This window comes from Thauera sp. 63, assembly GCF_000310165.2.
GTDB lineage: Bacteria > Pseudomonadota > Gammaproteobacteria > Burkholderiales > Rhodocyclaceae > Thauera > Thauera humireducens.
Genome location: NZ_AMXC01000017.1, coordinates 1 through 12,800 on the forward strand (window position 1 = coordinate 1; position 12,800 = coordinate 12,800).

Genomic DNA, 12,800 nt, shown 5'->3' on the forward strand with positions numbered 1-12,800 from the left:
TGCCGCACTCGCGCCGCAGCCGCGCGCCCGCGGCCGCGCACGTGCCGCGATGCCGGGCGGGGCGGCGCTTCCCGCCTTGCCGCCCGCGGTGCTGCACGACGAGTTCTCGGCCGCCAGCCGGGCTCGCCCGGAGGGGCGCATCCATCCGCTCGCCGAGGCCGACCGGCCCGCGCGCCGTGCGCGGGCATCTGCGGCGCGTGCTGCCGAACTGCAGGCTATCCTGGACTGGCTCGATGTCACCAACCCGGTGCATCGCCGCTATCGGCCGCTTGATGGCAGAGGTGTGGCCTTGGCCTATGTTGCCGACTGCGCCGACCTGGCCGGTGTCTATCTGCCGCACGTGTGGTGGACCGATACCGCGCTGCGCCGCCTGACGCTGGGCGATGCGGTCGATCCCGTCCTTGGCCAGACCGTGCACGAGATCGGCATCAATGCGCTCCACGACTGGCTCGACGACCACGGCCCCGCCTTCGGCTGGGTGCGCGAACTCGATCCAACGCTGCTGCAGGCGGCGGCAAATGCGGGCGAGGTCTGCGTGATCGTGGCGCGCCATCGTGACATCGACCAGGCCGGACAGGTCTCGCTGGTCGTGCCGGAGCAGCCGGGCGCCGAGGCCTTGCGCCGCGCGGATGGCGAAGTGCTGCGGCCGCTCGAGTCGATGGCCGGCCGTCGCGGCGTGCGCGCCGCGGTGTCGCGCAATGCCTGGTGGACGGGGCGCCGCTTTCAGTCCTTCGCCTTCTGGCGCCACCCGTGAGGGGACTGCGGCGGGGCATGGTCGATTGCGCCGCAGCTCCGTCGCACAGTCGGGGTACGACGCTGGCTGAAAATTCCATGGGCATGAGAAGATCGTCGCTCCGACGGGTGGGGACTCCGCGGATCGAGAAAGGGAGAGCATCGTGGCCAACAGTCAATCCACCCGGCGCGGTGCGCCTGCGCTGAAGCTGCCCGTGCAGGCCGAGGCGAGCGCAGTCCCGGCACTGCCCGGCGTGCTGCGCAGCGCCGGAAGTCGTGCCGACGGCAGCGACGGCATCGCCCTGGTGCCGGGCCTCAAGGTCTTGCGCACGCTCGAGCTTGCCGAAGTCAGCCGCAGCGCCGACGCTCCCGCACCCGAGCGGCTCGACGCCGGGCCGCGCCTGCTGGCGCTGGAGGCGTCTGACGGCACGACGGTATTCATGCGTGCCGATGCGCTCGCCGAGCAACTCGCGCGGACCCGTCCCGAGTTGCTCGACGCTGACGGATGCATCGATTTCGCCGGCTTCCGCGACAGCCGCGACACCGCGCGTGGTGCGCTGGGCTGGGTGTGGCGCCGCGTGCTGGAACTGAGCCTCGACGAAGACGAGATCAGCATCGAGGCGAAGGACAGGCTGCGGCAACTGCTCGCCGGCAAGGCCGAGGACTGGGCGGCCGCCTGGGCCTCGCGCAAGGGCGCGCAGGCCCTGATGCAGACCATCGAGGCCCGCCTTGCCGGCGCGCCCGGCCTCTACCGCTGGAAGGGCGGCGTGCTGCACGAAAGTGACCGCTACGCGGCCGACGACGCCCGGCTGCACGAGGCTGCACGCGCGGGCAGCCTGCTGGTGTTCATCCACGGCACCGGTTCCCACACCCTCGGTGGTTTCGGCGACCTTCCCGGCAGTGCCGCATGGGGCGTGCTGGAAGCGGCGTTCGGCGAACGGGTGTTCGGCTTCGAGCACCGGACCTTCTCCGAAAGCCCGATCGACAATGCGCTGACGCTGGCCGAAACCCTGCCCGCCGGCAGCCGCCTGTGCCTGGTCACGCATTCGCGCGGCGGCCTGGTCGGCGACCTGATGTGCCTCGACCCCGACGATGCGCAACTCGACGAACTGATCGAGGCTTGGCGTCCGGCCCCGACCGCGCGCGTCGGCACGGCGCGCGAGCGGGCCGCCGTGGCAGCGGCCGAGCGGGCCAAGCTGCGCCGCCTGGCCGGACTGCTGCGCGACAAGGGCCTCAAGGTCGAGCGCTACGTGCGCGTGGCCGCGCCGGCGCGCGGCACCGCCCTGCTGTCGGACAACCTCGACCTTTTCCTCTCCACCCTGCTGAATCTGGTGCGCCGCTTCGGCGCCTGGAGCAGCGGCGTCGTGGCCGGCGCAGTGGCTTCGCCGCTCGCCGCCGAAGCGGCGAAGAAGGCCGCCGACCGTGGTCTCGCCTTCCTGTCGCGCATGGTGCTGGAGATTGCCGACAAGCGCCTGCAGCCCGAGGTCGTGCCCGGCATCGAGGCCATGCTGCCCGAGTCGCCGATGGGCATGCTGCTCGGCCGTGCCGCGCTGGCGCCCCAGGTCAGGATGGCGGTGATCGCCGGTGATATCGAAGGCGGCGGGATGTTGCAGCGAATCGGCGTGATGTTCGTCGATTGGGCCTTCTTCGAGCGCGCGCGAAACGACCTTGTAGTTGATACGGACTCGATGTACGGCGGCCTGCTCGCCCGCGCCGCGGACGACGCGGACGCACCGCACCGCGCGATTTACGTGCAGGGGCCCGAGGTCAGCCACTTCCGCTACTTCCGCGACGACGTGAAGAGTGCGGGCGTGCCGCTGCCCGGGGCGCTCGGCAGCTGGCTGACGCACGACGCGCCGGAGCAGGTCGCGCCCTGGCAGCCGCTCACGCTGCCGGATCTGGAGGCCGCTGGGGGCCGTGCCAGTCGCGGCGAGGCGGAGCCCGCCGACAACACCCTGCCGGTGCTGGTGCTGCTGCCCGGCATCATGGGCAGTCATCTCGCGGCCGATGGCGACCGGATCTGGCTCGACCCCGTCGATCTCGCGCGCGGCCGGCTGTCGCGCATCGCGATGGGCGGACGCCGGGCCGTGCGTGCGCAGGGGCTCGTCGGGCTGGCCTACGGCCGGCTGGCCGAGCACCTCGAAGGCAGCCACCGCGTGATCCGCCACGATTACGACTGGCGCCAGCCGATCCGTGCGCTGGGCGTCGAGCTTGCTGGCGTGCTGCGCGAGGCGCTGCGCAAGCATCCCGATCAGCCGGTACGCATCCTCGCCCACAGCATGGGCGGGCTGGTGGTACGCGCCGCCTTTGCGGCCGACAAGACCCTGTGGCGCGACCTCGTCGCCCGGCCGGGCGGCCGGCTGCTGATGCTGGGCACGCCCAACCACGGCTCCCACCTGTTCGTGGAAACCCTGCTCGGCCAGTCGGAGACGGTCCGCATGCTGGCGCGGCTGGACATGAAGAACGGCCTGCAGTCGGTGCTCGACATCGTCGCCGCCTTCCCCGGCGCGGTGCATCTGCTGCCGGCGCCGGGCTTCGAGGACACCGGCGGCGCCGCGGAGCGGGATTACTTCCGTGCCGAGACCTGGCCCGAACTGGCGGCGATCAACGACGACTTCTGGTTCGGTCGCCGCCTCGCCGGCAAGCCGGCGCAGGGCCTGCTCGACGACGCCGTCGGCTTCTGGCGGGACGTGGCCGACACGCACTGGGTGGCCGAGGCGCCCGAGCGGATCGCCTACGTCTTCGGCCAGGCGGATAACACGCCCTGCGGCATTCTCGTGCGCACCGAGGACGGCAAGCCCCGGAACGTGGTGATGCGCGGCACGCCGTTTGGCGACGGCTCGGTGACCTGGCAGTCCGGCCGTCTGCCCGGCCTGCCCGACGAGCGATGCTGGATGATGCCGGCCGACCACATGGGCCTGACCAGCACGCCGAAGTTCTTCGCCGACATCGAGTCCCTGCTCGCCGATGGCGCGCCGCTTCGTCTCGGCCGCCTGCCGGTGAGCCGCGGCGAGGAACTGGCCGCGCCCCTGCTGAGCTATCGCGCGGGGCCGCCGCCTGCCTACCCGACCGACGCCGAGATCGTCAGCCGTGTGCTGGGCGGGCACCTGCAGCCCTTGCCGCGGCGCAAGCGGGCCACGCTGGCGGTGTCGGTGCGGGCGATGGACCTGCGTTTCGTCCAGGTGCCGATCCTGTGCGGCCATTACGCCAGCGACCTGATCGCCGGCGCCGAAGGCGTGATCGACCGCTGGCTGGTGGGCGGCGCGCTGAGCCATCGCCAGCGCCTGGGCGTCCATGCCGCCGAGCTCGGCAGCGCCGCGGTGGTGCTGATGCCGCGCAGCCGCGAGGAGCGTCTGCGCGGAACCGGGCGCGGCGCGGTGGTCGTCGGTCTGGGCGAGATGGGGCGGCTGGGGGCCGAAGGCGTCACCGAGGCGGTGCGCGCCGGCGCGCTGCGCTATCTGCTGCACGCCTGCGATCGCAATGTCGAGGCGCACTGCATGCAGGCTGCCGGGGGCGAGGGGACGCTGCCGCTGCGTCTGGCCAGCCTGCTGATCGGCACCAACTCCGCGGCCCAGCTCGAAGTCGGCGATGCGGTGAAGGCGATCGTGCGCGGCGTGCTCCTCGCCAACCGGGATTTCGCCCAGGGCGCCGGCGGGCGCAAGGCGCCGTCCGGGCGCATCGTCGAGCTGGAACTGGTCGAGCTCTATCGCGATGCGGCAATCTCCGCGGCCGATGCGGTGAGCACGCTGGGGCAGGCGCTGGCGGGCGAGCTCGCGCAACTGGGCGTCGAACTCGAGGCCGCCACCGAACTTCGCCACGGCGAGGGCGTGCGCCAGCGCCTGACGGTCACGCCCTTCTCCGACTACTGGCCGCGCCTGGCGGTGGGCGATGCCGACCACGACGACAGCGACTGCCCGGCCGATTGCTGGACGCCCCGCCTGCGCAACCCGCTGCCGCCGGATATGCTGCGCCGCTGGCTGAGCCTGTATGGATGCGGCGCCGAGGCGGTCGATGCCGCCGCACTGCAGCCGGGGCTGGATTCGCCGCCGGTGCTGCGCCATGCCGAGCGCCTGCGTTTCACCTACATGGGCGAGAAGGCGCGCGCCGAGGCGGTGGTGCAGCAGCGCCAGCCGGGCCTGGTCGAGAAGCTCGCCACCGAGGCGCTCACCGGTCCGGCCGCCACGCGCCATGCGCAGGGTGAACAGGCGCTGGGTCATCTGCTGTTCCAGCTGCTGGTGCCGGTGGAGTTCAAGGCCGCCGCGCGCAAGGCCAACAACCTGATCCTGGTGGTGGACGAGCGCACGGCCAACCTGCCGTGGGAGCTGCTGGAAGCCGATGGCGAACCGCTGGTGCGCACGACCCGCATGGTGCGCCAGTTCATGACCACGCGCTTCCGCCGCGAGATCGTGCGCACCGACGCGATCAGCGCGTGCGTGATCGCCAACCCCAGCACCGAGGGCTATTACGCGCAGTTCGGCGGTCCGGGCTGGAAGCCGCGCCTCGATGCCGAGGGCAAGCCGCGTCCCGATCGCCTACCCAGCCTCGAGGGCGCGGCGCGCGAAGGCGATGCCGTGGTCCGCATCCTCGAGGCGGCGGGCTACACGGTCAGCCATGCGCCACCGGATTCGCGCGCGCCCGAGGTGTTCGCCCGCCTTTTCGCCCGCCCCTGCCGCATCCTCGCCATCGCCGCGCACGGCATCTACGCCAGGCGCGGCGCCGACGGGCGTTATCGCAGTGGCGTCGTGCTGTCCGACGGTCTGCTGCTGTCGGCCGCCGAGATCGGCCTGATGGAGACGGTGCCCGACCTGGTGTTCCTGAGCTGCTGCCACCTCGGCCGGATCGGCGAGGGCGAATCCGGCCAGCGCCTGGCGGCCAGCCTCGCGCGCGAGCTGATCGACATGGGCGTGCGCTGCGTGGTCGCGGCCGGCTGGGAGGTCCGCGACGATGCCGGGCTCACCTTCGCCGAGACTTTCTTCACCCACATGGCGGTTCGCGGCGCACGCTTTGCGGATGCGCTCTTCGCCGCCCGTATTGCCGCCCTCGATACCTACCCCGACTGCAATACCTGGGGCGCCTACCAGGCCTACGGCGATCCGGCTTTCCAGCTCCGGCTGGGTGAGCCGGCGAGCCGCGACGACACGCCGCTGCGGGCGCCCGAGCAACTGCTCGACTGGCTGGAGCAACTGCGGCTCGATACCCGCCTGCCGGCAGCTGGCAGGAGCGCGCGTGACTTCGCCGCCCTGCAGAAGCGCGTGCGCCGCCGCCTGGGCGGACTGCCGCCGCACTGGGCGGAGCGCACCGATGTGCTGCAGGCGCAGGGGCGTCTCTATGCCGAGTACGGCGGCGCGGGCTTCGCGGCGGCACGCGTCGCGCTGCTGCGGGCGATTGCCGAGGATTCGTCGCAGGGACTGGTGCCGATCAGCGCGATCGAGCAGCTCATCAACATGGAGGCGCGCGAGGCCGAGCGCCTGAGCGGGCCGGGCGAGGGGCAGGACCTGAAGGCCGCGGCGACGCTGATCGACGATGCGCTGGCGCGTGCCGGCGCGCTGTCGGCCCTGTCCGGCGAGCATCCGGCCACGGCGGCACGTGGCGCGGAGACCCCACCCATTCCCAATGCCGAACGCCAGGGTATCTTCGGCAGCGCCTGGAAGCGCAAGGCCATGGTCCTGCTGCGTGGCCCCGAACCCGAGCTGCAGGCCGTTCGTGAAGCCCTGTCGCGCGCGCGCGACGCCTACGCTGCCGGCGAGGGCGATGCGCGCGCCACGGACTGGAATCCGCAGGCGCGCATCAACCGCCTGCAGCTCGATGCTGTCCTCGGTGACGCTGGTGCGGGCGGGGTCGATGCGCTCGCGTGCGTGGAGCGGGCCCGGCGGCGCTTCGAGCGCAGCTTTGCGTTCTGGGATGCCGCGATGGCGGCCGATGCGACCGTGGCGGCCTGGCTTGCAGGTGGCGCGCTGCCCGAGGGGCGCAGCGCGGAAGTCGTGCTGGGCGACCTTTATCGTGATGCCCTGGCGACGGTCGCCGCGTCGGCGCGCGAGCTCGATTCGGTTCGTGCGCAACTGGCGATGCTGGCCGCATTCCTGCGTCTGCGCGGGAAGCGGGGCGACGCGGGCAAGGCGGAGGTGCTGGACGCGGTCGCGGTGTCCTTGCCCGGCTGAAGTGTGTCGGCATCAGGGCGCCAGCAGCCACTGCCAGGCTTCGGTGGCGTGGTCTGCCAGCTGCCGGGCGTGTCGCGTGCGCCGCGCCGGATCGACACGGCTCGCGCCTGCCAGCGCCGCCTCCGCCATCTCCGGCCGCGCGAGCGGGTTCAGTTCGTCCGGGTCCCAGGTCCGTGCGTAGGCCGACTGCTTGCGCCCGGCCCGGGGCGTGCGCAGCAGGGTGACCACCGGCCGCGCGAAGGCCTCGCCGACGATGCGCGCATGCAGGCTCGAAGCACACACAGCGGAGGACTCTGCGATCAGCGCGCACAGCGCCCACAGGCTGGGGGCCGGGCTCGATACCAGACGCGCAGGGTCGGCGAGGAAGTAGCGCAGGCGCCGGTGGATCGCCGGGTCGTCGTGCCACGGCGCGCGCCCTGCGCAGAAGGCGACGATGCCCAGGCCGCGTGCGGCGGCGAAGGTTTCGACCCCGTTGGCGAGCTGGCGCAAGGTTTCGTCGTCGCCGAAATCGGCGCTGAACTGCAGGGCCAGGTAGCCCTGCGGGAAGCGTGCGTGCAGCGCCGCCATGCCGGCGCCATTGGACCAGCGGGCGATCCGCGCCGAAAACAGGCGGGCGACGTGGGCCGCCGGGTCGGGCGCGAGGCGGCTGTGGAGGCCGGCCCGCATCAGTGCGTCCCGCGTCATTGCATCGCGCACCCAGATGCGGTCGGCGTCGCGCAGCCGGGCCAGCGCGGTGTCGCGCAGCATCGCCGGCAGGGTCTCGAGTTCCACGCCGCCGATGCCCGCATGCAGGATGCGGCGCACGCCGGGCAAGGCGGCGCGCGAGGCGACATAGGGCAGCTCGTGTGCGGTGCCGGGCTGGCCGACCGCCCAGTGATCGCGGGCGGCCGTGTCGCGGTCGAGGCGGGCGACGATGCGCGCGGCCTCGTCGGGCGCGAGCAGCATCACCGCGGCTTCGTAGCGCGAACAGCCCAGGATCTCGCCACCGACCTGCAGCAGGTCGAAGGCATGGCACGCCTGTGCCGCCACGATGTCGTCGAGCGCCGCCACCGCAAAGCCACCCGCGCGGCGCAGCTCGCGCGCCGCGAGGCCTGCGGCGATGGCGTCCGCCCGTCCTGTCGTCCGGGCCGCGATGCGGCCAAGCAGGAGGTCGCCGAAGTTGTGGCGATCGAAGGCGCCGAACAGGATCAGCGGGATCCGGGGCTGCCCGTTCCGGCGCGCAGGGCGTTGCTGCGATGACATGACGTGGCTTCCGCATCGAACGCCCCCGAGACTAGCGCAGCTTGCATCGGTCCGGGATTGCTGGTGGACTGTCGGACGGCCGGGGCGGCATCGTTTCATGCTGAAACAGGCGCGGGCCGGAATCTTTTGTCCGGTGCGGGCTCTGACCTGCAACCCGTCCAGGCACGCAGGGCGTGCAGGCCCCGATCCCTACCAGGAATCCCTCATGTATCGCGATCCGAAGTTCTCCAGTTTCTTCAACCAGTTCGGTCGTGGCGACGGCACGCCGCCCAGCCTGCTGCAGAAGATCGTCACCGTGCTCGTCACCATCGCGGTGTTCGGCGTGGCCCTGATGTTCTCGGTCGTGCTGTTCGCCGTCGTCGTTACCGTCGGCGCGGTGGCGTGGGGCTACCTGTGGTGGAAGACGCGCGCGCTGCGCAAGCAGATGCGCGAACATCCGCCGACGGGGCGCGGCATGATCATCGAGGGCGAGGTGATCCGCGAGGTCGAGATCGAGGACCGGCCGCCGCGCTGAGCGCAGCGGTCGCAGCGGTCGCCGGATGTCATGCCTTGGTGTAGGCTGACGGTCCGCCGACCGCTGCCGGAAAGAGCACGGCGGCCCGACCAATCCTGAGACAGAGGACAGACCCATGAGCAAAGTGACCCTTGGTGGCAACCCGATCGACGTTGCCGGCCGTTTCCCGCAGGCGGGTGAGCAGGCGCCCGTGTTCAAGCTGACCGGTGCCGACCTGGCCGACGTCGGCCTCGAGGCCTTCGCTGGCAAGCGCAAGGTGCTGAACATCGTCCCTAGCCTGGACACCCCGGTGTGCGCCACCTCGACGCGCAAGTTCAACGCCGATGCCGGCAGCCTGGCCGATACCGTGGTGCTGGTCGTGTCCGCCGACCTGCCCTTCGCCGCCAAGCGCTTCTGCGAGACCGAGGGCCTGCAGAACGTGAAGACGCTGTCGACCTTCCGCAACCCGGCTTTCGGTCAGGACTACGGCGTCGCCATCACCTCCGGCCCGCTGGCCGGCGTCACCGCGCGCGCGGTAGTGGTGGTCGATGCGAACGACAAGGTCGTGTATTCGCAGCTCGTGCCCGAGATCAAGGACGAGCCGGACTACGCTGCCGCGCTCGCCGCGCTGAAGTGATGCGCTGAAGTCGTCCGGCGCCGGGCTGCGAGCGGCGGCCTGGCGACCGCGCCGACAGCAGAACGCCCCGCGTCCGGCAGGACTGCGGGGCGTTTTTCCGTCTTGCGCCGGTCGTGGCGAACGGCTCAGGCGCCGGGCTCGCTGCCTTCCGGGGTTTCCTCGCCGCTGGGTTCGGGCACCCGGCTGGCGAGCACCTTGTCGATGCGCTTGCCGTCGAGGTCGACCACCTCGAAGCGCCAGTCCTCCCACACCGCGATGTCGCCGGTGCTCGGCAGGCGGCCGAGCAGCCACATCATCATGCCGGACAGGGTGTGGTAGCGCCCCTTGTCCTCCTCCGGCACGGCCTTCATGTCGAGGCGGTCCTTCAGTTCGAGGATGGGAATCAGGCCGTCCAGCAGCCAGGAGCCATCCTCTCGCTGCACCGCCCAGGCTTCCTCGGCGTTTTCGGTCTGGAACTCGCCGGTCACCGACTCGAGCAGGTCGTGCAGCGTGACCATGCCCAGCACCTCGCCGTACTCGTCGATGACGAACACCATGTGCGTGCTGGAGGCGCGGAACTGGTCGAGCAGCTCCATGCCGGTGAGCGACTCGGGCACGTAGACCGGTGCCTGCAGGGCTTCGGTCAGGTCGACCTCGGCACCGCGCAGGGTCTGGTTGAAGAGCTGCTTGGAACTGATGATGCCGAGGATCTCCTCGAGGCCGCCGCGACACACCGGGAAGCGCGAGTGGGCCGAATCCGCCATCAGCGCCAGGTTCTCGTCGAGCGGGCGGTTCACGTCGAGCCACACGATGTCCGAGCGCGGCACCATCAGCGAGCCGAGCTGGCGCTCGTCGAGGCGGAACACGTTGCGCACCATCTCGTGCTCGCTCTTCTCGATGATGCCGGCCTCCGAGCCTTCGTCGAGCATGGCGCGGATCTCCTCTTCGGTCACGCTCGGGCCCCCGGTCTCGCGCTGGCCCATCACCCGCAGCAGCAGCGCGGTGGAGCTCGACAGCAGATGGACGAAGGGGCGCGAGGCGATCGACAGCATGTTCATCGGTCGCGCGACCAGGCGTGCGATGCCTTCCGGGTTGATCTGGCCGATGCGCTTGGGGACCAGCTCGCCGATCACGATCGACACGTAGGTGATGACCACCACGACCAGCACGGTCGAGCCGATTTCGCTGACGCGCTGCTCGACGCCGAGCGACTGCAGCCAGTGCGCGAGCGGCCCGGCCAGCGCGGCCTCGCCGACGATACCGTTGAGGATGCCGATCGAGGTGATGCCGATCTGGATCGTCGACAGGAAGCGGGTGGGCTCCTCGCCGAGCTTGACGGCCACCGCCGCTGCGTTGTCGCCATCCTCGGCGAGTTTGGCCAGCCGTGCGCGGCGTGCGGTCACGAGCGCGATTTCCGACATGGCGAACAGGCCATTCAGGATGATGAGGGCGATGAGTACGAATATTTCCATGGGGGCAGTTTGCGGCAGGGCTCAGGCGTGCGCACGCCCCAGCGGGCCGGCAGGTGCAGCGCGCATGGGTGTGGGCGACAGGTGTTCAGCGCGCACGGCAAGGCGCGTGCGCGGGGATCGCATCAGGGAAAGGGTGTGCGCACGGAAGGCACGCACAGGAAACACGCCGGCAGAGCGGGCCGCCGGCGGTGGGGGCGGGCAAGATCGCCCCGGCGAGTCGGCATCCGCATCGGGCGAGGATTCATCCTCGGCGCGGACCGGCTCGGTGGTGTTCGACAAGGAGCAACGACTCATAGCGCGGAGTCAATTTTTTGACCCCGCCTGACCCTTGATTTGTTTGAGGAAAAATAATCATGCCGCAAGCGCCCGGAATTGTCACCTTTCGTTGCCGGGCGTGCCTTCGTCCTCGAGGGCGAAAACCCCGAGTCCGTGCTCGGCCAGACGCACCGTGCTCGGCCCCCGGTGGCCCTGGATCGCGAGCCGGGCTTCGCCCATCGATACGACCACGCCTTCATGCATGGCCTGGTCGGCGGAGACGCGCGCCTGCCTTGCCAGGTCGAGCAGGTAACGGACCGCGTCCTCGTTCTCGCGTAGCGATTCGACCTCGGACGACAGCGTCTTCGCCGTCTGCTGGGCACGATCGCGCATCTCGGCCGGGATGCGGCCGGGCTGGCGGTCTGACAGGGTGAGGACCTTGCCGATCTCGAGCAGCTGGTTTTCCTTGCCGTCGCGCAGTTGCACCATGTCCCGCAGGGCGCCCGACAGCGTGTTGTCGGGGCCGATCTCGAGCTCGGTACGGATGCGGTTCGGGGCCCCGATCACGCGGGCCTGGATCGACAAGGTGGCGTGCAGTACCCCGCCGATGACATGGCCACGGCGGCGGTTGCCGATGCGGATGTGGTTCTTCGCACGTAACGTGCATTGCATGGCCAGGTCGTCGATGAAGATCGAGTCGCCTGCCTCGATGCGGGCCTGCTGCGCATAGGTCGCCGAGAAGCTGCCGTCGCAGTGGATGCGGTGGTTTGCGCTGTCCTTCTTGTTGCTGGCGCCGAGCACACCGCTCTTGACCACGATGTTGCCGCCGGCATCCAGCGTCGCCGGCTCGACCACGCCGCCGATCTCGATGTCGCCGCTGGCTTCGATGCGCATGCCGGCCTTGACGTCGCCGCGCACTTTCACCGTGCCGTCGAACCGGATGTTGCCGGTCGTCATGTCGACGGTATCGACCGTGTAGACCGGCTCGACCATCATGCCGCCGCGCACCCGTACCGGCTGGCCATCGCTGGCGGCGACCAGCAGGTCGGGGTCCTCGGCCTGCGCACGCACGCCGCGCAGGCCGCTGGCGAAGCGCTGGTCACGGCCTGGGGTGGGCGGGATCGGGCGGCCGGTCACGTCGAGGCCGGGCGTGCCGGCGGTGGGCGGGTGGCGCCGCATCAGCGCGTCGCCTTCACGGACGACCTGGATCTCGCCGAGGTCGCGGTAATCCGTGCGACCGCTGGGGCGGATGTTGGGCACGCGGGCGCGCGTCTCCGGCAACAGGTATTCGAGCCTGCCGTCCTCGCCGTCGACCGGTTCGCGTCCGCGCGCGATCACCACCTCCTGCGCAATGCCGGCGGCGATCGCGCGGTTGATCTCCTCGACCCGCACGCCTTCGTAGATGCCGCGGCCGGCGAGCTGCTCGAGCACGTCGTCCTTGGTGACGGCGCGGCCGCCCTCGGCCGGGGTGATCGTGAGCCGCGCCTCCATGCTGTCGGGCGAGGTCGTGATCTGCAGCGCGCCGTCGACCGCATCCGCGATCTCCAGGTCGATCACCCGGCCGCCGGCGTTGTACTGGGTGATCAGGGTCGTGACCGCGTTCGTGCGCAGCCTGAACTTCGCATAGCCTGCATCCTCGAGCCGGTCGTGCAGCCACAGGGGGTCGATGCTGGGCACGAGGCTGCCGGGCGACAGGCTCGCCCGCAGCGTCTGCGTTGCCGCATCGAATGCGAATCTCAGGTCCGGTGCAGGCGGAAGCGGGGTGTCCATCCGGGTGGGGCCGTGTCGGCCCGGTTGCTTCTAAGGCCTGCAGTATAGGAGGCCGGACGCGT

The 12,800-nt window shown here is 70.9% G+C and carries 6 protein-coding genes and 1 pseudogene; 4 read left to right on the forward strand and 3 right to left on the reverse strand.

Annotated elements, in window-relative coordinates; genetic code table 11:
- Together C664_RS13700 and C664_RS21015 are read left to right on the forward strand one after the other, a co-directional pair.
- Nucleotides 1–754: pseudogene (locus C664_RS13700) on the forward strand (glycoside hydrolase family 19 protein); the annotation flags it as partial.
- A gap of 142 nt (nucleotides 755–896) precedes the next feature.
- Entirely contained in the window at nucleotides 897–6,890 is a 5,994-nt protein-coding gene (locus C664_RS21015) for a CHAT domain-containing protein (RefSeq protein ID WP_004261777.1), read from the forward strand.
- Nucleotides 6,891–6,902: 12 nt separating this feature from the next.
- Here the strand turns inward: C664_RS21015 and C664_RS13710 are convergent, their stop codons facing one another.
- The gene (locus tag C664_RS13710; protein ID WP_004261781.1) at nucleotides 6,903–8,132 is read right to left on the reverse strand and encodes a polysaccharide pyruvyl transferase family protein; all 1,230 of its coding nucleotides are present in this window, start codon (nucleotides 8,130–8,132) and stop codon (nucleotides 6,903–6,905) included.
- Nucleotides 8,133–8,337: 205 nt separating this feature from the next.
- Here C664_RS13710 and C664_RS13715 point away from each other — a divergent pair, with 205 nt between their 5' ends.
- Both C664_RS13715 and tpx read left to right on the forward strand, forming a co-directional pair.
- A complete protein-coding gene (locus tag C664_RS13715) occupies nucleotides 8,338–8,646 on the forward strand; it encodes a hypothetical protein (protein WP_004261785.1) in 309 nt (102 codons plus the stop codon).
- Between the two features lie 115 nt (nucleotides 8,647–8,761).
- On the forward strand, nucleotides 8,762–9,262 hold the full coding sequence (gene tpx, locus C664_RS13720) for a thiol peroxidase (RefSeq protein ID WP_004261789.1): 501 nt from the start codon (nucleotides 8,762–8,764) through the stop codon (nucleotides 9,260–9,262).
- A gap of 125 nt (nucleotides 9,263–9,387) precedes the next feature.
- Here the strand turns inward: tpx and C664_RS13725 are convergent, their stop codons facing one another.
- Both C664_RS13725 and C664_RS13730 read right to left on the reverse strand, forming a co-directional pair.
- Entirely contained in the window at nucleotides 9,388–10,713 is a 1,326-nt protein-coding gene (locus C664_RS13725) for a hemolysin family protein (RefSeq protein WP_004261793.1), read from the reverse strand.
- A gap of 375 nt (nucleotides 10,714–11,088) precedes the next feature.
- Nucleotides 11,089–12,738, reverse strand: a complete 1,650-nt coding sequence (locus C664_RS13730; protein WP_004261797.1) for a DUF342 domain-containing protein — start codon at nucleotides 12,736–12,738, stop codon at nucleotides 11,089–11,091.
- Between the last annotated feature and the right edge of the window lie 62 nt (nucleotides 12,739–12,800).

What these genes read in the sequence shown, in the direction of transcription:
- C664_RS13725 (WP_004261793.1), bottom strand. Translation starts at nt 10,713, where the DNA reads ATGGAAATATTCGTACTCATCGCCCTCATCATCCTGAATGGCCTGTTC.
- C664_RS13710 (WP_004261781.1), bottom strand. Translation starts at nt 8,132, where the DNA reads ATGTCATCGCAGCAACGCCCTGCGCGCCGGAACGGGCAGCCCCGGATC.
- C664_RS13715 (WP_004261785.1), top strand. Translation starts at nt 8,338, where the DNA reads ATGTATCGCGATCCGAAGTTCTCCAGTTTCTTCAACCAGTTCGGTCGT.
- tpx (WP_004261789.1), top strand. Translation starts at nt 8,762, where the DNA reads ATGAGCAAAGTGACCCTTGGTGGCAACCCGATCGACGTTGCCGGCCGT.
- C664_RS13730 (WP_004261797.1), bottom strand. Translation starts at nt 12,738, where the DNA reads ATGGACACCCCGCTTCCGCCTGCACCGGACCTGAGATTCGCATTCGAT.